This window comes from Sphingomonas sp. Leaf198, assembly GCF_001424005.1.
In the GTDB taxonomy this organism is placed as follows: Bacteria; Pseudomonadota; Alphaproteobacteria; order Sphingomonadales; family Sphingomonadaceae; genus Sphingomonas.
On sequence record NZ_LMPX01000003.1, the window covers coordinates 380527 to 400156 of the forward strand.

Below are 19630 nucleotides of genomic sequence, written 5' to 3' on the forward strand. Positions count from 1 at the left end.
CGATCCTGTCCGAAGCGCGGGGTAGCCACTCGTGAGCTTCTTCGCACGCCTCCGTGACTGGCTGTCCGGTCTGCTCGATCCCGAGCCGCCGATGTCGAGCCTGCCCGACCTGCGTATCGCGGTCGGTACGCCCGTGCAGGAAGCCTCCGCGACGGTGCGTCCGGGCGCGCGTCCGGGGTCGGCGGCGCAGCCGGTTCCGGGTGCGGTATCGCAACCGGCGCGCGCGAACGCGGGCGTCATGGCGATCAGCTCGCAGCGGACTCGTATCCATGCGGCGTTCGATGCAGGGATGCCGGTCGAGCATCGCGCCGGTCTGGCCGGGCGCGCGCGTGAGCTCGACCGGCTCGTCGAGGCGGTCCTCGAGCATGGCAAGCACGGCATCGTGTTCGGCGCACGCGGATCGGGCAAGACGTCGCTGTCGCGCGTGTTCGGCGATCTGGCCGACGAGGCCGGGGCGACGGTCCTGTACAATCTGGCCGGCGGCGACATCGATTTCTCCGAGCTGTGCCGTCCGTACCTCGTCGAGCTGATGTCGATCCCCGGCGAGGGCGTGCGGCGGATCGATATCCAGCCGCTGCTCAACGCGCCGTTCGACGCGCGACAGGTGGCCAGCATCCTCGCCGAAAAGGTTCGCCGGCCGACGATCCTCGTGCTCGACGAGTTCGACCGGATCGAGAACCTGGCGACCAAGACCGAGATGGCGACGCTGATGAAGCTGCTGTCCGACATGCGCTCGCCGGTGCGGATCGTCGCGGTCGGCATCGCCGCCAATCTCGAGGATCTGATCGAGGGGCATCCGTCGCTCCGCCGGCATATCGTGTCGGTGCCGATCGGCGGGATCGAGACCGAGCAGCTCAAGGCGCTGCTGCTGCGCTGCTGCGAGACCGCGGGCATGACGATCGACGACGCCGCCGCCACCAGGATCTCGCGGTCCGCGGTGGGGTCGCCCTATCATCTGCGGTTGTTCGGATCGAATTGCGCGATCGCGGCAAGCCGCGCGGGTCAGGACCATATCGACGACGCGGTCGTCCAGCAGGGTCTGGTCGACGCCTATGCCGAGTGGAGTGCGCTGAGCCCGCGCGCCGCCGCGGTGGTCGCCGATATCCAGCGCCTGCCGAAGCAGATCGCGACGGCGGCGGCGGTCATCTGCCTTGCGGCGGCGATGCGGACCCGCATCGAACGCACCGAGGTGGTCCTGGTGCTCGACGAAGACGGCCATGACGATGCGACGATCGCCGCGGCGTTCGCGGCGTTGAGCCCGATCCTGCATGCCAGCGCGATCGAAGGCAGCTATTATTTCGACGATACGCTGGCACCGCAATTCTATCTGCTTGTGTATAATCGCAGGATCGATCCGACCCGGATCAAGACCCCCGGGCTCGACGATCTGCGAACTGTTCTGGAACGGGGAGTGCGTGATCTGTGATCGGTTTCACTGACTTGGTAAGCGCGATCCGGTATAGGCTCCGGCTTGTCCTGATCGTGGGCGGCCTGGTGTTTCTCGCCATCGCCGTGCTCGGCTTCACGCGTCCCCGCGCCTACACCGCGTCGTCGTCGGTGCTGGTCGATCTGACCCAGCGCGATCCGGTCAGCGCCAACAGCGTGACCGGTTCCGACAATAGTTCGGTCCTGGAATCGGTGATCGGCACGCAGGAGGACATCATCCGCAGCGATGCCGTGCTCGGCGAGGTCATTCGCCGCAGCCCGCAGTTCCAGAGCGCGAAGCTGGGCGATACGCCCGCGGAGCGGACCCAGAACGGCCTCGTCATGCTGCGCCGCGATCTCGCGATCAGCAACGAGAAGGGCAGCAACGTGATCCGGCTCAGCCTGACCGCGAACACGCCCGAGCAGGCGGCCAAGACGCTGAACCTGATCGTCGACACGTTCCTGACCAAGCAGGTGACGCTGCGCAGCGGCAGCGCGCAGGGTAACGCCAAATGGTACGACGCGCGGACCCGCGATGTTCGTGACCGGCTGGAAGCGGCGCAGTCGCGCTTGTCCAACTTCCAGCGGCAGCACGGCATCGTCGGCATGAACCGGATGGACGTCGAGGCCGACCGCGTCCGCAACCTGTCGACCGAGCTGGTCTCCGCGCAGGCCGCCGCGGCGGTCGCGCAGTCCAAATCGGGGTCGACCGCGCAGCCCGAGGTCGCGCAGTCGACGATCGTCCAGGATCTGCAGCGCGAGAGCGGTCTGCAGGCGGGCAAGGTCGCCGAGCTGTCGAAGACGCTTGGTCCGAACCACCCCGACATGCTGGCCGCCAACGCGCAGCTGGCGGCGCTGCGTAGCCAGCTCGAATCGGCGCGATCGATCCAGGCGCAGGCGTTGACCGCCTCGAGCTCGGCAGCGGGCCGGCGCGAGTCGCAGATCCGCGCCGATCTGGCGGCACAGCAGACGCGCATGCTCGCGCTGTCGGGTGTGCAGGACCAGCTGAACGTGTTGCAGCGCGACGTCGATGCGGCACGGGCGACCTACGACACGGTGCGTCAGCGCTACAACGAGGCGACGCTGCAATCCGAGGTGTCGCAGGCCAATGCGAGCCGTCTCGATCGCGCGGTGGCGCCGACGCTGCCATCCAAGCCGAACCTGATCCTGTGGGTGATCGCAGCGATCGTGCTGGGTGCAGGCGCTGGCCTCGCCTCGGCGATCGGGCAGGAAATGCTCACGCCGCGGCTGCGGACCCCGTCGGGGACCGCGCGCGCGCTCGATCTCGACGTGATCGCCGACATGACCGACATCGAAAGCGGGACAACGGGCTGGCGAGCCCCGCGCAAGGAGGCAATAGCGTGAGGCTTCGTTCGACCACTGGTCCCGCATCGTTTCGTTCCGACGGCGACGATACCGGATCGTCCCATGTCGCCCCCGGCAGCGTCGATCCGCTGGTCGTCGCGGCCTATGCGGCCGACACCCCCTATGTGGTGGCGGCGCGCGCGATCCGCAGCTCGATCCTGCAAAGCTACGGCGAGACCGACCGCCGGTCGCGCGCCTGTGCGCTGATCGGCGTCGATTGCGACGAGGCGCTCGCCGTGCTGGCCGCCAATATCGGCGTGGTGATGGCGCAGGCCGGATCGCACACGCTGATCGTCGACACCAATCGCGCGCATCCGCGGATCGCGAGCCTGTTCCAGCTGGCCGATCATGCCGATCACCAGGGCACCGCGATCCCGGGCCTGCTGGTGCAGGGGACCGGATCGGATGGCGGCAGCGGCGAACCGATCGAGCGGCGGTCGCTGCTCGAACAGCATGATGCGGTCGCGACCTCGAGCGGCCAGATGCTGGCCGTCGCCGCGATCCATTCGACCAACGGTGCGACCAGCATCGCCGATGCGATCAGCGGCTTCGACGCGGCGGTGATCGTCGTCCGCAAACACCGGACCAAGCGCAGCGACGTGCGTGGGCTGATCGAAGTGCTCGACCAACACGGCATTCCGATCACCGGCACCGTCCTCGTCTGATCGCATGGCCGTGTCGACCGGACCGCGCGGGGATGGCGGCGCGCCCCGCGTGCTGCATGTGTGCGACAGCATCATCGGCGGGACGGGGAGCTTTCTCGCCGAACTGCTGACCCCGCAGGCGGAGCTTTACGGCCCCGCCGCGCTGACGCTGCTGATGCCCGAGCAGCACCGCGACCATATCGAGCCGCGGCTGCGCGACAGCGGGATCCGGTTCGAATATTTCGATCGGCCCAACCGGCTGCGCGGGATGGCGAAACTGTTCTTTGCGTATCGGCGCGTGCGGCGCGCGACGCGGCCGGACATCGTCCACGCGCATTCGTTCGGCGCGGGCGTGATCACGCGGATCCTGCGGTTCGGGCGTCGCCCTCGCGTGTTGTTCTGCCCGCATGGCTGGGCGTTCAGCATGCAGGTGTCGCCGAACGTGCGGCGCTTCATCGTTGCGGTCGAGCGCTATCTGGCAAGGGCGGCGGACCGCATCATCCTGATCTCGCCGCACGAACGCGATGTCGCGGTCGAGGCCGGCTTGCCCGAGCGCAAGCTGGTAACGATCAACAACGCGATCGCCGCAGCCCCGCCCGCGGTCGCGCCGGCGCGGTGGGACGACGCCCGGATCAAGCTCTTGTTTGTCGGCCGGCTGGACCGGCAGAAGGGGCTCGATCTGCTGCTGGAGGCGATCGCCGGGCTGGGTGATCGCTATGCGTTGCGAATCGTCGGGCAGGCTGTGCTGTCGACGGGAACGGGCAGCCCGACGCCCGATTTCGTCGAGTATGTCGGATGGCGCGACCGCAACGGCGTGGTCGCCGAGATGATGGCGGCGGATGCGATCATCGTGCCGTCACGCTGGGAAGGCTTCGGCCTGGTCGCGATCGAGGCGATGCGAGTCCGCCGTGCTGTGATCGCCTCGACCGCGGGCGGGCTGAACGACATCCTCGACGGCGGACGCTACGGCGTGAGCTTCCCGGCGAACGATGCAGCCGCGCTGCGCCGGACATTGGAAGCGCTCGACCCCGCCACGTTGCCCGATTGGGGCGAGCGAGGCCATGCGCGCTTCATCGCCGAATATACCGCGGAGAAAATGGTCGATGCGGTCGACCGGGTATATAGGTCCGCGCTCGGCGACTGACGCGGTCGCGTCCCGATCAGGACGCTTCGGCGATCAGCTTGGCGGCGGCGGGCGTGTTCCATTCATAGCCGCCGGTCATCCGCCACACTTCCTTGCCCGCCGAGTCGTACAGGATCGTGGTCGGCAGGTTCGCCTGGTAGGCGAGGCTGAGGCCGAGCTTCGGGTCGAGATACGGCTTCAGCGTCGAGAATTTCTTGGCTGCGAAGAACGGCGTCACCTTCTCCGCGCCCTGCATGTCCTGGCTGACCGCAATGACCTGTATCTTGCCGGCGAGCGACTTCGCCGCGGCGTCGAGCGTCGGCATTTCCGCGACGCACGGCGCACACCAGGTCGCCCACATGTTGAGCAGCAACGGCTTGCCCTTGAACGAGGCGAGCGTGACCGGCTTGCCGTCGGGCGCGGTGAAGGCGACCGTCGGGCCGGTCTCGCCCTTGTGGCTGCGGTCGAGCTTTTCGGCGGGGGCGGTCGCACCGGTGGCTTCGTCGGGCGCAGGGCCGGACGCGACCTCGTCGGCGGACGCCGTGTTCGCCGCGACGACGTTTGCTTGCTCCGGCGCGGACGATTTCCTATCGCAGCCGGCGACCAGCAGGCCCATCCCCATCACGGCGGCGATCGGCCCAGACTTTAACAGCGAATTGAACACAGGATTCGAGAACATGGACGGTTCCAATTCGATGTGGGGCGGGCGGTTCGCCGAAGGACCGGCAGCGGTCATGCGCGAGATAAACGCCTCCATTCCCTTCGACAAGCGGCTCTGGCAGCAGGATATTGCCGGTTCGAAGGCGCATGTCGCGATGCTCGGCAAGCAGGGCATCGTTTCGGCGGAGGACGCTGCGACGATCTCGGCGGGCCTCGACACGGTGGCGGCGTACTACGCCGAGCACGGCGTCGAGGAGGATCTGGTCCTTGAGGATATCCACATGCAGACCGAGGCGCGGCTGGCCGATGCGATCGGTCCGGTCGCCGGGCGGCTACATACCGCGCGGTCGCGCAACGACCAGGTCGCGACCGATTTCCGGCTGTGGGTGCGCGATGCGATCGACCAGGCGCTGGCGGCGCTCGCCGGGTTCCAGGCGGCACTGCTCGCGCGGGCGGAAGAGCATGCGGCGAGTGTTATGCCAGGCTTTACGCACTTGCAGTCTGCGCAGCCGGTGACGCTTGGGCATCATCTGATGGCGTATCACGCGATGATTTCGCGTGACGTCGGGCGGTTCGCGGACGCGCGGGCGCGGATGAACAAGTCGCCGCTGGGCTCGGCGGCGCTGGCGGGCACGGGTTTCCCGATCGATCGGACGATGACCGCCGAGGCGCTCGGCTTCGACGGGCCGATGACCAACTCGCTCGACGGGGTGAGCGACCGCGATTTCGCGATCGAGTATCTCACCGCCGCGACGCAGACCTCGCTACACCTGTCGCGGCTCGCCGAGGAGTTCGTGCTGTGGGCATCGCAGCCGTTCGGGTTCGTCGCGCTCAGCGATCAATGGTCGACGGGCAGCTCGATCATGCCGCAGAAGCGCAATCCCGATGCGGCCGAGCTGGTGCGCGGGCATGCCGGGCGTATCCTTGGCTGCATGACCGCGCTGATGGTGACGATGAAGGGCCTGCCGCTCGCCTATTCGAAGGACATGCAGGACGACAAGCCGCCGGTGTTCGAGGCGCACGACCTGCTCGCGCTGTCGATCGCGGCGATGACCGGGATGGTCGAGAGCGCGACGTTCCGCACCGATCGGATGCGCGGGCTGGCGGAAAGCGGCTTCGCGACCGCGACCGATCTCGCCGACTGGCTGGTGCGCGAAGCGGGACTGCCGTTCCGCGAGGCGCATCATGTCACGGGGCGCGCGGTGAAGCTCGCGGAGGAGCGCAAGGTCGCGCTCGACGCGCTGCCGATCGAGGACCTCAAGGCAATCGATGCGCGGATCGACGAACGCGTGTACGGCGTGCTCTCGGTCGATGCGTCGGTCGCCAGCCGGACCAGTTTCGGCGGTACTGCGCCCGACAATGTGCGTGCTGCGATCCGCGCGGCTCGGGGAGAGACGGCATGAAGCGGTGTGTTGGATTGGCGGGACTGGCGTTGGCCTTGTCCGGGTGCGGTGCGGCGGATGGCTTGAAACCGGCCGAGGGCAAGATGCTGCCAGTCGCGCCCTATGGTGCGAAGACCCGGCCGACGCCGGCGCAGTTGCTGACCCCCACCACGCAGCAACGCCCCAAGCGCAGCGACGAGCTGCTGACCCAATCCGACGAGCGGCGTAGCGACGAGTTCGACCTGCCGCCGCCCAATTGAAGACCTGATCCATGGACCATTTCGCCTATCGTGACGGTGTGATGCACGCCGAGGACGTCGCCCTGCCGGCGATCGCCGAGGCTGTCGGCACGCCCGTCTACGTCTATTCGACCGCCACCTTCCGCCGCCACGCGCAGGTGTTTCGCGACGCGCTAAAGGGCGCCGGGCGGGTGCATCTGGCCTATGCGATCAAGGCGAATCCCAACGTTGCGGTGCTGCGCGTGCTCGCCGACGAGGGCTACGGCGCGGACGTCGTGTCGGCGGGCGAGATGCAGCGCGCGCTGGCGGCGGGTATTCCGGCGTCGGATATCGTGTTCTCGGGCGTCGGCAAGACGCGGCGCGAACTGGCGCAGGCGCTGGACGCCGGGATCGGCCAGTTCAATCTCGAGCTGGAGGAGGAAGGCGAAGTCCTTGCCGCGCTCGCCCATGCGCGCGGCGAACGCGCGCCGGCGGTGCTGCGCGTGAACCCCGACGTCGATGCCGGCACGCACGCGAAAATCTCCACCGGGCGCAAGGAGAACAAGTTCGGCGTCGCGATCGACCAGGCGGTGGCGATGTTCGATCGGTTGTCGCAGCATGACGGTCTCGATTTGCGCGGCGTCGCGATCCACATCGGCAGCCAGCTCGCCGATCTCGCGCCGCTCGAGGCCGCCTATGCGCGGATCGGCGAGCTGGTCGCGGAACTGCGTGCCGCCGGTCACACGATCAGCCGCGTCGATCTCGGCGGCGGGCTCGGCGTGCCGTACAAGCCCGGCGACGTGCTGCCGAGCCCGGCCGAGTACGGCGCGATGGTCGCGCGCGCGACTGCCGATTGGGACGTCGAACTGATGTTCGAACCCGGTCGCGTGATCGCGGGCAATGCCGGCGTGTTGCTGACCGAAGTGATCTGGGTGAAGCCCGGCGTCGTGAACCCGTATGTGATCGTCGATGCGGCGATGAACGACCTCGCGCGCGTCGCGATGTACGACGCGTATCATGATTTCGTCGCGGTCGCGCCGACCGGCGAGCGGATGACCGCCAACATCGCCGGGCCGGTGTGCGAGACCGGCGATACCTTCGCGATGGGCCGCGATATCGACGCGGTGAAGTCGGGCGATCTCGGCATCTTCCGCACCGCGGGCGCGTATGGCGCGACGATGGCGTCGACCTACAACAGCCGCGCGCTGGTGCCCGAAGTGCTGGTCGACGGCGACCGGTTTGCGGTGGTCGCCGACCGCATTCACCCCGAGACGATCCTGGCCGCCGAGCGCGTGCCCGAATGGCTCAAGCGGTGACATCACCCGCGCCTCTGCCCGTCCCGCTACAGAGCCTGCCGCTGTTCGTCAGGCTGGCGGGGCGCCCGGTGATCCTGCTGGGCGAGGGCGAGGCGGCAGATGCCAAGCGCCGGTTGCTCGATCGCGCGGGGGCGGACGTGGTCGGCGAGGATGCCAGTGCGTCGCTCGCGATCGTCGCGATCGACGACGAGGACGACGCGCTGGCGGCGGTGGCGCGGCTGAAGGCGCGCGGCATCCTCGTCAACGCGGTCGACCGCTCGGCACTATGCGATTTCACGCTGCCGGCGATCGTCGACCGTGCGCCGGTACTGATCGCGATCGGGACGAGCGGCGTTTCGGCGGGACTCGCGGCGGCGCTGCGGCAACGGTTGGAAGCGATCGTTCCCGCCGATCTCGGCAAACTCGCGCTGGCGTTGCAGGGCGCGCGCGGCGCGTTGCGAAAGCGCTGGCCCGACATGGGGGAGCGCCGCCGGGCGCTGGCGACGGCAATGGGGGCGGGCGGCATGCTCGATCCACTGTCGCCGACGCATGACGTCGATGCGTGGCTGACTCCGACGGGGACGCCGGCTGCGGCGCGCGACGTGGCGATTACTCTTGTCCTGCTGTCCGACGATCCCGAGGATTTGACATTGCGTCAGGCGCGCGCGCTGGCCAGCGCGGACCGAGTCTATCATAGCTCAGACGTCCCCGCGGCGATCCTCGACCGCGCGCGCGCCGATGCAGCCCGCCATTGCGCGGCAATGCCGGCGGATCCGGGCACCGGCCTGTCGGTGGCGATCGAGATGGCCCTGTGAGCGGCTTCGGCTTTCGCATCACCAACGGCGAAGCGACGCGCGTCGACGTCAAGGAAGCGCTCGACTGTACCGCCGACCTCGTCTGGGTGCATCTGTCGACCACTGCCGAGCATGCGCAAACCTGGCTGCGCGACGAAGCCAGGCTGCTCGACTATGTCGTCGATGCGCTGACCGCGACCGAGACGCGGCCGCGGTGCGAGGCGGTCGGCGACGGCGCGTTCGTCAATCTGCGCGGGCGATCGAAGGAGGAGCTCGACACCTCCGACCTGCTCGCCTCGGTGCGGATATGGGCGGTGAAGGGCCGCGTGTACTCGGTCACGCGGAAACCGCTGATCGCGGTGGCCGAGGTCGAAAAGATGGTCGAGCGTGGCGAGATCCGCGATCCAGGCGACCTGATCGCCGCGTTCGCGACCGCGATCACCACCGATCTCGATCCCGACGTGGCGACGCTCGGCGACGAGCTCGACGATTGCGAGGAACAGCTCGACGCCAACCGCGTGTTCGAACTGCGCCGCACGGTCAGCAAGGTGCGCGTCGCGGCGATTGGCTACAAACGCTTCCTCAATCCGCAGCGTGCGGCGCTGGAGAAGCTGGCGGCGCTGCCGGGCGACTGGCTCGCCGACGACGATCGGCTGCATCTGGCGGCGGCGGCGGACCGCGCGGCGCGGATGGCGGAGGAGCTCGAATCGATCCGCGAACGCTCGGCGCTGGTCCACGAGACGCTGACCGACCTGCGCGCCGAGCAGATCGACAACCGCTCGCTGATCATCTCGATCGCGGCGATGGTGTTCCTGCCGCTGACCTTCCTGACCGGGCTGTACGGGATGAACGTCAAGGGGCTGCCCTATGCCGAGGAGCCGTGGGCGTTCGATGCGATCGCGGTGGCGTGCCTGGTGATCGCGGTCGGCGTCGTGGGATATTTCTCGGCGCGCCACTGGTTCCGGCGGTAGCGCCTACGCCGCGCTGACGGTCCGCCAGGCCTGCGCGATCTCATCGAGCATGTCGGCCGAATCGCGGAACGGGCGGGGATCGAGGCCGATCGAGGCGTTGATGATGGTTTTCCGCGCGCCGCCGTACAGCCGCGCCAGCGTTTCGGCGACCGCGCCGCCATTTTCGAAATCGAGACCCGATTCGAGCGCGAACAGGATCGCGGTGGCGCGCGTGACCCGCTCGCTCTTGATCGCGAGCTTGCCCTTTTCGGCGGCCCAGGCGGCGGCGCGCAGTGCGGCGACCAGTTCCTTGTACAGCAGCTGGACGAGCGCCGGGCCATCCGCGGTCGCGGTGCGGCCGACCGCATCGATCTGGCGATAGGTCGCGAACGGGTCGCGGGTCAGGGTCGTTGCGTAGGTCACGAGTCGCTCTTGTTCCACTGGGCGATCTGGCCGGCGAGGAACGTCTGCGTCGACTTGTACGCCGACACGCGCGAATTCATGCTGGCATATTGCTGGGTCAGGCGGGTGTTCATCTGGGCCGACTGATCGGTGACCTTGTCCTGCTGGTCGGTGACGACGGACTGCGCCGCGGTGTAGCGCAGCGCCGACGCACCGAGCCCGGTCAGCGTGCTGGTCGCGCCGGTCGTCAGCGCGGTCAGCGTCGCGGACAGGCCGAGCGCGTTGGTCCCCGACGGCGCGAACATCGATTCGATCGTGTCGGGGTTCGCCGCGATCTGTTTGGCGAGCAACACCGCATCGACGCGCAACGTGCCGTCGGTGCTGGTCGCGACGCCGATCTCCGACAGCGTGCGCGGGATACCCGAGACCGCACCGCCGACGAGCGCCTTGGACGACAGCGCCTTGAACGATCGCAGCAGGCTGGTCGCGGCGGGATCGGAGCGGAGATTGCCGGTGATCGGATCGGTCTGTGCGGTGATCGCGGCCAGCACCTGATTGTAGGTGTCGACGACATCGTTGACCGCCTGAGTCAGCGCGTCGGTCGGCGGGGTGCTGCCCAGCGTGACCGGGACCGTCGAGACGGCGTTGAGCTGCAGCTTCACGCCGTCGACCAGATCGCTGACGGTATTGCTCGGCCGCTCCACGGCGATGCCGTCGACCGTCAGCTGGGCGTTCTGCGCGGTCGAGACGAGGCTGGTCTTCGTCGCGCCGCCGCCGATATCGACCGCATCGCCGGTCGCGCCCTTCAGCGTGAACGCCTGCGCGTCGCCGGTGCCGCCCTTGACCGACAGATAGGCGCCGCCGTTCGCATCGGTGACGACCGATGCGGTGACGCCGGTCTTCGCGGCGTTGATTGCCGATGCGATCGAATCGATGCTGCCGTTGCCGACGGCGATCGATACCGGGGTGCCGCCGCCGATCGTCAGCGTGAGCGCACCGGTGCCGAGGTCGGCGGTGCGATCCGCGACCGCGGTCGTGGTCCGCGCGACCTGCGCGGTGGCGAGGCGCGTGACGGTGACGCTTGCGGACAGGGTCGACAGTTTCGCGCCGGGCAGTGCAGTCGCGGACAGGATTGTGGTGTTGGAGCTGCTCGGCTGCGTCTGGAGGCTGCCGCTCTTCACCAGATTGGCGAGCGCGGTGGAGAAGCCGGTGATCGCGCTCTTGATCGTGCCGATTCCCGAGATCTGCGCGGTCAGCGTGTCGGCCTTGGCCTTCAACGTCGCGGTCTTGGTCGCGAATTGCGCGTTGACCAGCGCAGGGACCAGCGTGGAAGTATCGATCCCGGAGCCGGTGTTGAGCGACGTCAGCAGCGCCTGGGTCGCCGACTGGATGACGCTCGTCGCGGTCGGCGTTGGGGTCGCAGTTGGCGTCGGCGTGGCCGTCGTGCTGGTGGTCGAAGTTACCATGGCGAAATCCCTGCACTGCGCACGCTTACGATCAGTAACGGCCGTGCCACCGCGATCTTTAGGCCTGTTTCATCCCGTTTTCGTCGAATCGCGCGTCCTTCGGCACGGTGACGAACGGCTGGACCGGAGCGGCCGCCCCGCCCCCCGTACCGCCGGCTGCGACGTTGAGCCCGAACACGAACGCGAGCACCGTCGCGATCGCCATGTACAGGTCGTCGCGGACCTCCTGGTTTTCCTTGCTGGTGTAGTAGATCGCACGCGCGAGCATTGGATATTCGAGTACCGGCACGCGGCCCTCCGCGGCGAGTTCGCGGATCGCCAGCGCAGTCGCGCCGCGCCCCTTGGCGACCACCACCGGCACCTGATCCTTGCCGCGATCATAGCGCAGCGCCACCGCGAAATGCGTCGGGTTGGTCAGCACGACATGCGCCTCCGCGACCGACTTGCGTAAGCCCCCGCTCGCCATCGCGCGCATCTTGGCCCGCATCTGGCCCTTCGCTTCGCCATTGCCCTCGGTCGACTTGTGCTCGTCCTTCACCTCCTGCTTCGACATCCGCATCTTGCCGAGGCGGCGGATGATCTGGATCGGCAGGTCGATGCCGGCGATCGCGCACAGCCCGAACGCCATCGCGATCAGGATCGCCTTGAACGTGCCGCCGAGCGACGACAGCGCCTGGTTGAGATCGGCGGACGAGGCGAGCCCCATCGTCGTATGCGCGGCCTTCCACAGCATCCAGCCGCCGATCGTGCCGAGCAGGATCACCTTCAACAGCGACTTGCCGAGCTCGATCCAGCCGTTCGATCCGAAGATCCGCTTGAGCCCTGCGGCGGGATCGACCCGGCTGTATTTGGGCGCCATCAGCTTGCCGTTGAAGCCGAGCGAGCCGAGCCCGGCCTGGCTCAGGATCGCGGCGGCGATGGTGACGACGAACAGGCTGATCAGCGATGGCGCGAGCTTGCCGCCGGCGTCCATCAGCGGCCGCCACGGCGAGAAATCCTCGACATCGGCGTGGGTGAACTGGAAGCTCGATGCCATCACCTGCTTGCAGGCGGTGATCAGCGTCGGGCCGGCGTAGATCAGCCAGCCGACACCAGCGACCATGCTGAGCGCGGTGGCGAAATCGCGCGAGCGGAGGATGTCGCCCTTCTCGACGGCGTCCTTCTTGCGCTTGGCGGTTGGGGATTCGGTCTTTTCACCGCTGTCCTCAGACATGAGCCGCCTCCGCCATCAGCCGAGCACCAGGTTTTCGGTGGCGGACAAGCCTTCGCGGACGATGACGAGCATGTAGTCGCCCATCGTCGGGAACGCGATCGCGAGCGTGATGACGCCGACCGCGAGGCTGGCGGGCAGGCCGACCGCGAACAGGTTGAGCGCGGGCGCGGCGCGGCTCAGCATGCCGACGACGATGTTGAGGCAGAGCAACAGGAAGCCGACCGGGAGCGCGAGCAGCAGGCCGGCGAGAAACGCATAGCCACCGAAGAACGCGATCGCCTTCAGCCGCTCGACGCCGATCCACGCGGCCCCGGGCGGCAGCACGTCGTAGCTCCTGACGATCAAGTCGATCAGGATCAGGTGGCCGTCGACCGACAGGAAGAGCAGGGTGAGCATGATCGAGAAGAACTGGCCGAGGGCAGGGGACGACTTGCCGTTCTGCGGATCGATCGAGGAGGCGAAGCCGAGTCCCATCGCGCCACCGATCACTTCGGCCGCGATCATCGGCGCGGCGAAGGCGATCTGGAGAACGAAGCCGAGCGCGAGCCCGACCAGCGCTTCGGCGGCGGCGGACAGCATCGTCGTGACGCTGAAGATGTTTTCCGGGGGCACGATCGGGTGCGCCGCAAGGACGAGGAACCCGATCGCGCCCGACAGCGTGACGCGTACGGTGACGGGCACCGAGACGTTGCCGAACACGGGCGCGGCGATGAACGTCGCGCCGATCCGGATCATCACGAAGAAGAGCGCCCAGAGTTGGGGCTCGATGCTGAGCTCGAAGCCTAGCACTGTAAAATCCCCCTCCCGCTTGCGGGAGGGGCTAGGGAAGGGCGCGACGTACGTACTGGCGTCCGGTCGGTGGGGCACGCCCCTCCCCCGACCCCTCCCGCAAGCGGGAGGGGAGCAGCAAGTGCGCTCATTTAACCAAATCCGGGATACGCTCGAAGATCCCGATCGTGAAATCGCTCAGCAGCCCCAGGATCAGGCTCCCGAAGATCAGGATCGACACCGCGACCACGACTAGCTTGGGCACGAACGACAATGTCTGCTCGTTGATCGACGTCGCCGCCTGGATCATGCCGAGGATCAGCCCCGCCAGCAGCGCCGGGATCAGGATCGGTGCACTGGCGAGCGCCAGCACCCACATCGTCTGGTTGGCGACGGTCAGGAAATATTGCGCGTCCATGGCTTACAAAACTGCCGTTCGTGCTGAGCGAAGTCGAAGCACAGGAGTCTCAGGCCCTTCGACTTCGCTCAGGGCGAACGGTAGGTGTGGGGCGACCAGGAGTGCAGGACGGTTCATCGGCTCTACGTCGCGAACGAGTTGGCGAGGCTGCCCATCGTCAGCGCCCAGCCATCGACCAGCACGAACAGCAGCAGCTTGAACGGCATCGAGATGATCGTCGGCGACAGCATCGCCATGCCGAGCGACATCAGCACGGTCGCGACGACCAGATCGATGACGATAAAGGGGAGGAAGATCAGGAAGCCGATCTGGAACGCGGTCTTCAGTTCGGACGTGACGAACGCGGGGAGCAGCACCGAGAAGGGAATGTCGAGCGACGACGCGTAGGGGCCGGACTTGGCCATCTGCGCGAACATCGTGACGTCCTTGACGCGTGTCTGCTTGACCATGAACGCGTGTAGCGGGACGCCTGCGGTGGTGATCATCTGCGTGCCGGCGAGCTTCCCCGCGGCATAGGGCTGGATCGCGGTCGTGTTGATCTGGTTGATCGTCGGCGCCATGATGAAGAAGCTGAGGAACAGCGAAAGCCCGAGCAGCACCTGGTTCGGCGGGGTCTGCTGCAGCCCGAGCGCCTGGCGCAGGATCGCGAGCACGATGATGATCCGCGTGAAGCTGGTCATCATCAGCAGGATGCCCGGCAGGATCGTCAGCAGCCCCATGATGATGAGGACTTGCAGCGAGAGCGACAGCGAGCCGCTCTGGCCGGTATTGCCCGCGGCCTGGCCGCCGAGCTGACCGAGCGCGCGATCGACCGCGTCGCCGACGGCGGGGTTGGTCGGGGCGGGGACGCCCTGTGCGAACGCCGGCATCGCGAGGAACAGGGCGAGGAGGACGGCGAGGCCTATCCACACCCACGCGTTGGCGCGCGACCGCGGCGCAGCGTTGCGCGGTGTGCCGTTCGTGGCTCCTGGAGTCCCACGTTCGCGGGAAAACGGCTTGGCCTTCGACGCGGCAAACAAGGCCGGACCGGAACCCTGACGCGTCACTGTGGCGCGGAGGTTCATGCGTCGACCTTGTCGATCAGGTGCACGCCGCCACGGCCGACCGAAACCAGCAGCCGGCGGCCCTCGAAATCGATCACCGCGAGGCGCAGGCCCGGCGAGATCATCATCGTTTCCTTGACGCCGATCAGCCGCGTCGAGGGCTTGCCCGGGATCCGGCTCTCGAACTTGCGCCACAGGTACAGGCAGCCGAACATCAGGCCGCACACGAGTGGCAGCAGGATGACGAGCTTGAGGATATAGGTCCAGAGCATCGGGCTCAGCCGCGCTTGTCGGGGCTAACGAGCTCGGTCATCCGCACGCCGAAGCGTTCACCGACCGTGACGACTTCGCCGCGCCCTATCAGCGTGCCGTTGACGAACACGTCGAGCAACTCATTGGCCTGGCGATCAAGCTCGATCACGCTGGATTCGCCGAGCGCGAGCAGCTCGCGCAGCGTCAGGCTGGTCGAGCCGATCTCGACGGTCAGCTTGACGTCGACATCCTGGAGCAGCCGGAAATTGGCGGCGACGGCAGCATCTACGGGGAAGCCTCCGGTCATGTCGTTCATGCTGCAAATCCTTCGTCGAAACTGGTAATCGAGGTGAGCTGGATGGCGGCGAAGCCGTTCGATGTGCCGACCGTACCGCAGCCGAGCCGGTTGTTGCCGACCATCACCGGCACGTCGCCCGAGATGGTGATCGGGATCACGTCGCCGGGCTTCAGGTCCATCAGCATCGTCAGCTTGACGACCGGCTCGGCGAGTACCGAGCGGATCGGGAAGCGCACGTTCATCGCCGCGCGCGTCAGCTCGGTGCGCCAGGCCGGATCGGGCTCGGCCGACTTGCCGACGACCTTCGCGGTCAGCGACGGCGCATGCGGCTTCAGCGCGGAAACGGGATAGACCAGATCGAGGAACACCGGCTTGGCGCTGCCCGCGGCGATGCCGAAGCGCGTGACGATCATCGCGTCCTCGCCGTCGAGATCGGCGATCATCGCCGGGTTCACCTCGACGCGCGTCGGCAGAAAGTCGAACCGCGCCATCGGCTCCCACGCGGTCTTCAGCGGCGCGGCGATCATCTGGCCGATCCGCGCGACCATCGCTTCTGCGGCGGGCGAGAATTCGGTCGGCAACGTGTGCGGCGCGGCGCCGGTGCCGCCGAAGAACATGTCGAGCATCTCGAGCACGAACTTGCCGTCCATGATGCACAGCGCCTGCGCCATCCCCGGCGTCATGATCAGCGGCAACCACGCGGTCAGCGCATCGCTGCGTTCCGCGCGGTAGTCGGTGAAGCGCTGGACCACCAAAGGCTCGGCCCAGCAGCGGACTTCCTGGCGCAGCAACGGCTCGAACACGCCGCGCAAACCGCGTGCGAACCGTGCCGAGAGATGCTGCAGCGAATGCAGGTCGCCGAACGGATTGAGCTTGGCCCCGCCGAGCACGCCCTGATGCAGCACGCCGTCCTTGGGCGCGCCGGAGCGATCCCGGTCGCGTCGCTCGCGTGTCTTTGCTGAGGCCTCGTTAACCATGCCTCACTGAACAACGAAACTGGTAAAGTAAACGTTACCGATGCCGCCGAAGCCTTCCTTCTGCTTGAGCGTATCGTTGATCGCTTTTGCCAATCTGACCTGCAACTGGCGCTTGCCGTCGCTGCTCATGACCTGCTCCTCGGTGGTGTCGCCGAGCGCCATCAGGATCGCCGAGCGGACCGCGATGTCGTTGGTCTTGAGGTTGGTGATGACGGTGTCGTCGTACGGCGTCGCGACCGCGATCCCGACCTGGACGAAGTGCGACGAGTCCTGGAGATTCGACGTGAATTCCTTCTCCATCGGGTAATAGGTCGAGGCGTATTTGTCGCCGCCCTCTCCTGCGGGGGGCTTCATCCCGTGGTTTTCGGGCGCGGCTTCGTCGCCGCCATGACCGCCGCCTTCGCCGCCTTCGGTGGGATGCTTCTGCTCGCTTTTGGGGACGAGCTTGGGCTTGCCGTCGTCGGCCGCCGCAGCGTGACCGCCGCCGAGCAGGCCGGCGTTCGACGCATACACGCCCGCGCCGACGCCGCCGCCGACCAGTACCAGCAGCGCAACGCCGCCGATCAGGATCGTCTTCATCTTGCCCTTCTTCTTCGGGGCGGCGTCGGCAGTTTCTTTTTTGTCGGCCATTTCGTGGTCCTTTGGGTCAAGCGATTCGGGTGTCTTCGTGCGCGTCGTCGATCACCGCGGCTGGCGCGGTCGTCGGGCGATTCGGCGTGTGCGGCGCGGTGGGTGTGCGCTGCTGGCTGGAGCTGGCGGCACTGTCACCGAGCATGCCCTGGCCGAGCTTCAGCCCGCGTGCTTCGGCAAGTTCGACGAGCCGCGGCTGCGCGTCCTGCAACAGCGTCCGCGTCGCGGCTTGGTCGGCGTTGAAATGGACGTGGACGGTATCGCCGTCCTTGCGCATCGAAACGTCGATCGCGCCGAGCGCGTCGGGGACCAGGCGGATCCGCGTATCGGTCGCATCGGCGGCGTCGCGCAGGATTTCGATCCGCTCGATCATCGCGTGCGGCCAGCGATCCTGCCGCATGTCGAGCGGGGCCTGCTGCGCTTCCGCAGTCTTGATCGTCAGCGGCGATACCGGCGCGTTAGCGGCGATCGACGGCGCGGTCGGATCGGTCGCATCGCGCTCGTCGCGCGTCTTGGCGGCCTGGATCGCGGCGCCGAACACCTGGCTGGCCGACGCGACGGTGCCGGGTTGCGGCTGGATCGCGGCGGGCTGCGCGAGCGCGAGCGCGACGGGGGTGGTCGCCTCGGTTGCTGTCCAGCGTGGCGTGGCGGGCGGCGAGGCGTCGGCGGTCGGCGCTGGCACCGACGATTGCGGAGGCGCACCGGGTTCGCTTGCAACACCGAGTGGGGGACTCACGGTCGAGATTTGTGGTGCAACGGGCACGGTCGCCGCTAGCGCCACGATCTGCAACGGAGGAGTCGCGACGGGCGCGGTAGTGATCGGGATGCTGGGCGTCGGGGCTACCGGCGCGACTTCCCGCAGTGAGATCTGGCTACGATCGACCACTCCCACCGCAGGTCGCGGCGAGGCTGTGGCGACGGGTAGTACGCTGGGCTGCGCGACCGGGCGCAGCGCGATCGGGATTCGCAGAACTGTGGGTGGCGCGACGGGGATCGCTGTTGGCACAGTCGGTTCGCCCTGTGCGAGCTTCGTCGCGTTGCGGGATTGCCGTGGGGCGGGAGTAATCGAGGTCGTGAGGTCCTGTTCGGCCGCCACGAGAGGCTTTGCGTCTGCCGCACCTGTAGCGACGGGCTTTGCGGCACCGATTGCCGATCCGGCGGAGACGACGGCGTTCTCGGCCACGATCACCTTGGTGGCTTCGGGGGGTGGCGAGGGGGCGGGGGACGGGACGAGCGGGATGTCCGGGTTTGCCTGCGCAAGGGGCGGAACGAGCGGGGGCTGCGCGATCATGGGCTGATCGGGCAGCGCCGGTTGATCGGCGGGCGTCGCGTCGGCGGTGTCGTCCGACGGGGTCGTCAGAGTGTCGTTCTTGGCCTTGCCGCCGCGGGGCGCGATCGCGAACGCCGCGGGACGCGCTGCACTAGGGCTCGGACGCGGGGCAATGGTGCGTTTGGCGACATCGGGCGTTGCGGGCTCCGGAGTTGCCGGGATTATTGGCTGTACGAGCGTTGGCGATGTCAGGCGCGGGCCTGCCGCAAGCGGTACGGCGAGGAGAGTGACGATTGCCGGGACGATCGGCTGTGCACCCTCCGTCACGATCGGGGTCGGCAAGGTGTTGCCGGTCGCGGCGGCGTCCTGCCGGACGATCGTGCCGGGCGACAGCGCCGGGATCGCGACGATCGGAGCCGGCGTCGTCGGCGCACCGTCCACGGCGGCATCGTCGTTCGCCTGCGCGAAGGAGCCCGCGAAATCGCCCGGCGTCCGCCCGTTCTGCACGGTCGTCGACCGCGCCGGGGTCGGCAGCGTGGGAGAAAGGGTCGCGGTCGGGATCATGCAGGATACTCGTTCGGGCGGCGGCACGGCGCCGGTCCGCTAGCGCTCAGCAAGGATCGTGCCGAACCTTCCGGAACGCGGGCGATTCCTCCATCGCGCGGATCGCCTTCAGCACCGCGTCGGCGTCGGCACGCGCGAGCAGCTTTTCGACAGCACTCTGGTCGCGCTTGGCGGCGCGGGTCGCCTCGGCGGCGCGGCCGACATGGTGTTCGGCCGCCTGCATCCGCTCGACCGCGGCGTCGGCGGATTTCTGCAGGCGCTCGCGGTAATGCGCGGCGGCGCCCAGCGACACCGCTACCTGTGTCTCGTGGACCGGCGCGACCGCCTCGACGAGCAGCGCGATACGCCCGGACAGGATCTGTTCGCTGGCGAACTTGTCGTGTGCGCGCGCTTCGTCGGCGCGGGTCAGGCCTAGCTGGAGCGTCCGGACGCGGTGGATGCGCGCCAGGGTCTTGCCGCGAGCATCCGCCATG

General features: G+C 67.9%; 22 protein-coding genes. 9 read left to right on the top strand and 13 right to left on the bottom strand.

Annotation, left to right across the window (positions count from 1 at the left end; translation table 11 throughout):
• Window positions 1-31: 31 nt before the first annotated feature.
• Genes ASG20_RS14360 through ASG20_RS14375 form a run of 4 tightly spaced genes read left to right on the top strand, consistent with a single transcriptional unit; the run spans window position 32 to window position 4578 of the window.
• Window positions 32-1426 (top strand): ATP-binding protein, encoded by a 1395-nt coding sequence (locus tag ASG20_RS14360; RefSeq protein ID WP_056054092.1) that lies wholly within the window; start codon window positions 32-34, stop codon window positions 1424-1426.
• Entirely contained in the window at window positions 1423-2790 is a 1368-nt protein-coding gene (locus tag ASG20_RS14365; protein WP_056054095.1) for a GNVR domain-containing protein, read from the top strand. Before ASG20_RS14360 ends, ASG20_RS14365 begins: the two co-directional genes overlap by 4 nt.
• Complete coding sequence (locus ASG20_RS14370; RefSeq protein WP_056054098.1) at window positions 2787-3455, top strand: hypothetical protein; 669 nt, start codon at window positions 2787-2789, stop codon at window positions 3453-3455. The genes ASG20_RS14365 and ASG20_RS14370 overlap by 4 nt, the downstream gene beginning before the upstream one ends.
• Window positions 3456-3459: 4 nt before the next feature.
• A complete protein-coding gene (locus ASG20_RS14375) occupies window positions 3460-4578 on the top strand; it encodes a glycosyltransferase (protein WP_056054101.1) in 1119 nt (372 codons plus the stop codon).
• A 16-nt stretch (window positions 4579-4594) separates the two neighbouring features.
• On the opposite strand, the gene ASG20_RS14380 is transcribed toward ASG20_RS14375, so the two are convergent.
• Window positions 4595-5236: a TlpA family protein disulfide reductase gene (locus ASG20_RS14380; protein WP_056054103.1), complete on the bottom strand. Its 642-nt coding sequence runs from the start codon at window positions 5234-5236 to the stop codon at window positions 4595-4597.
• A 16-nt stretch (window positions 5237-5252) separates the two neighbouring features.
• On the opposite strand from ASG20_RS14380, the gene argH reads away from it, so the two are divergent.
• The 5 genes from argH to ASG20_RS14405 are packed head-to-tail and all read left to right on the top strand — an operon-like array spanning window position 5253 to window position 9877.
• On the top strand, window positions 5253-6620 hold the full coding sequence (gene argH, locus ASG20_RS14385) for an argininosuccinate lyase (RefSeq protein WP_082471011.1): 1368 nt from the start codon (window positions 5253-5255) through the stop codon (window positions 6618-6620).
• Window positions 6617-6859, top strand: a complete 243-nt coding sequence (locus tag ASG20_RS14390) for a hypothetical protein (RefSeq protein WP_056054108.1) — start codon at window positions 6617-6619, stop codon at window positions 6857-6859. Before argH ends, ASG20_RS14390 begins: the two co-directional genes overlap by 4 nt.
• 11 nt (window positions 6860-6870) lie before the next feature.
• The gene (gene lysA / locus ASG20_RS14395) at window positions 6871-8133 is read left to right on the top strand and encodes a diaminopimelate decarboxylase (protein WP_056054110.1); all 1263 of its coding nucleotides are present in this window, start codon (window positions 6871-6873) and stop codon (window positions 8131-8133) included.
• Complete coding sequence (locus ASG20_RS14400; protein ID WP_231420575.1) at window positions 8130-8927, top strand: precorrin-2 dehydrogenase/sirohydrochlorin ferrochelatase family protein; 798 nt, start codon at window positions 8130-8132, stop codon at window positions 8925-8927. Before lysA ends, ASG20_RS14400 begins: the two co-directional genes overlap by 4 nt.
• The gene (locus ASG20_RS14405) at window positions 8924-9877 is read left to right on the top strand and encodes a zinc transporter ZntB (protein ID WP_056054116.1); all 954 of its coding nucleotides are present in this window, start codon (window positions 8924-8926) and stop codon (window positions 9875-9877) included. The genes ASG20_RS14400 and ASG20_RS14405 overlap by 4 nt, the downstream gene beginning before the upstream one ends.
• A 3-nt stretch (window positions 9878-9880) precedes the next feature.
• On the opposite strand, the gene ASG20_RS14410 is transcribed toward ASG20_RS14405, so the two are convergent.
• From ASG20_RS14410 to ASG20_RS14465, 12 genes are all read right to left on the bottom strand, one after another.
• Window positions 9881-10279 carry a flagellar export chaperone FliS gene (locus tag ASG20_RS14410; protein ID WP_056054118.1) on the bottom strand — a complete coding sequence of 133 codons (399 nt, stop codon included), beginning with the start codon at window positions 10277-10279 and terminating at the stop codon, window positions 9881-9883.
• On the bottom strand, window positions 10276-11724 hold the full coding sequence (fliD, locus tag ASG20_RS14415) for a flagellar filament capping protein FliD (RefSeq protein WP_056054121.1): 1449 nt from the start codon (window positions 11722-11724) through the stop codon (window positions 10276-10278). The genes ASG20_RS14410 and fliD overlap by 4 nt, the downstream gene beginning before the upstream one ends.
• A gap of 58 nt (window positions 11725-11782) precedes the next feature.
• Window positions 11783-12937, bottom strand: a complete 1155-nt coding sequence (flhB, locus tag ASG20_RS14420; protein WP_056054124.1) for a flagellar type III secretion system protein FlhB — start codon at window positions 12935-12937, stop codon at window positions 11783-11785.
• Window positions 12938-12952: 15 nt separating this feature from the next.
• Window positions 12953-13726 carry a flagellar biosynthetic protein FliR gene (fliR, locus tag ASG20_RS14425; RefSeq protein ID WP_082470988.1) on the bottom strand — a complete coding sequence of 258 codons (774 nt, stop codon included), beginning with the start codon at window positions 13724-13726 and terminating at the stop codon, window positions 12953-12955.
• Window positions 13727-13853: 127 nt separating this feature from the next.
• A complete protein-coding gene (gene fliQ, locus ASG20_RS14430) occupies window positions 13854-14123 on the bottom strand; it encodes a flagellar biosynthesis protein FliQ (RefSeq protein WP_055874447.1) in 270 nt (89 codons plus the stop codon).
• Between the two features lie 122 nt (window positions 14124-14245).
• Complete coding sequence (gene fliP, locus ASG20_RS14435; RefSeq protein WP_082470989.1) at window positions 14246-15187, bottom strand: flagellar type III secretion system pore protein FliP; 942 nt, start codon at window positions 15185-15187, stop codon at window positions 14246-14248.
• Entirely contained in the window at window positions 15184-15438 is a 255-nt protein-coding gene (locus ASG20_RS14440) for a flagellar biosynthetic protein FliO (RefSeq protein WP_056054129.1), read from the bottom strand. Before ASG20_RS14440 ends, fliP begins: the two co-directional genes overlap by 4 nt.
• Before the next feature lie 5 nt (window positions 15439-15443).
• Complete coding sequence (gene fliN, locus ASG20_RS14445; RefSeq protein WP_056054132.1) at window positions 15444-15734, bottom strand: flagellar motor switch protein FliN; 291 nt, start codon at window positions 15732-15734, stop codon at window positions 15444-15446.
• The gene (locus tag ASG20_RS14450) at window positions 15731-16693 is read right to left on the bottom strand and encodes a flagellar motor switch protein FliM (protein WP_056054136.1); all 963 of its coding nucleotides are present in this window, start codon (window positions 16691-16693) and stop codon (window positions 15731-15733) included. The genes fliN and ASG20_RS14450 overlap by 4 nt, the downstream gene beginning before the upstream one ends.
• A 3-nt stretch (window positions 16694-16696) precedes the next feature.
• Window positions 16697-17323 (bottom strand): flagellar basal body-associated FliL family protein, encoded by a 627-nt coding sequence (locus ASG20_RS14455; protein WP_056054139.1) that lies wholly within the window; start codon window positions 17321-17323, stop codon window positions 16697-16699.
• A gap of 16 nt (window positions 17324-17339) precedes the next feature.
• Window positions 17340-19157 (bottom strand): flagellar hook-length control protein FliK, encoded by a 1818-nt coding sequence (locus ASG20_RS14460; RefSeq protein WP_056054142.1) that lies wholly within the window; start codon window positions 19155-19157, stop codon window positions 17340-17342.
• Window positions 19158-19203: 46 nt separating this feature from the next.
• Window positions 19204-19629: a hypothetical protein gene (locus ASG20_RS14465; protein WP_056054145.1), complete on the bottom strand. Its 426-nt coding sequence runs from the start codon at window positions 19627-19629 to the stop codon at window positions 19204-19206.
• Between the last annotated feature and the right edge of the window lies 1 nt (window position 19630).

Excerpts from the sequence above, each read along its gene's own strand:
- ASG20_RS14390 (WP_056054108.1), top strand. The coding sequence starts at position 6,617 with ATGAAGCGGTGTGTTGGATTGGCGGGACTGGCGTTGGCCTTGTCCGGG.
- fliQ (WP_055874447.1), bottom strand. The coding sequence starts at position 14,123 with ATGGACGCGCAATATTTCCTGACCGTCGCCAACCAGACGATGTGGGTG.
- fliN (WP_056054132.1), bottom strand. The coding sequence starts at position 15,734 with ATGAACGACATGACCGGAGGCTTCCCCGTAGATGCTGCCGTCGCCGCC.
- ASG20_RS14455 (WP_056054139.1), bottom strand. The coding sequence starts at position 17,323 with ATGGCCGACAAAAAAGAAACTGCCGACGCCGCCCCGAAGAAGAAGGGC.
- argH (WP_082471011.1), top strand. The coding sequence starts at position 5,253 with ATGTGGGGCGGGCGGTTCGCCGAAGGACCGGCAGCGGTCATGCGCGAG.
- flhB (WP_056054124.1), bottom strand. The coding sequence starts at position 12,937 with ATGTCTGAGGACAGCGGTGAAAAGACCGAATCCCCAACCGCCAAGCGC.
- lysA (WP_056054110.1), top strand. The coding sequence starts at position 6,871 with ATGGACCATTTCGCCTATCGTGACGGTGTGATGCACGCCGAGGACGTC.
- ASG20_RS14440 (WP_056054129.1), bottom strand. The coding sequence starts at position 15,438 with ATGCTCTGGACCTATATCCTCAAGCTCGTCATCCTGCTGCCACTCGTG.
- fliP (WP_082470989.1), bottom strand. The coding sequence starts at position 15,187 with ATGAACCTCCGCGCCACAGTGACGCGTCAGGGTTCCGGTCCGGCCTTG.
- ASG20_RS14460 (WP_056054142.1), bottom strand. The coding sequence starts at position 19,157 with ATGATCCCGACCGCGACCCTTTCTCCCACGCTGCCGACCCCGGCGCGG.
- fliD (WP_056054121.1), bottom strand. The coding sequence starts at position 11,724 with ATGGTAACTTCGACCACCAGCACGACGGCCACGCCGACGCCAACTGCG.
- ASG20_RS14380 (WP_056054103.1), bottom strand. The coding sequence starts at position 5,236 with ATGTTCTCGAATCCTGTGTTCAATTCGCTGTTAAAGTCTGGGCCGATC.
- ASG20_RS14465 (WP_056054145.1), bottom strand. The coding sequence starts at position 19,629 with ATGGCGGATGCTCGCGGCAAGACCCTGGCGCGCATCCACCGCGTCCGG.
- ASG20_RS14450 (WP_056054136.1), bottom strand. The coding sequence starts at position 16,693 with ATGGTTAACGAGGCCTCAGCAAAGACACGCGAGCGACGCGACCGGGAT.
- ASG20_RS14375 (WP_056054101.1), top strand. The coding sequence starts at position 3,460 with ATGGCCGTGTCGACCGGACCGCGCGGGGATGGCGGCGCGCCCCGCGTG.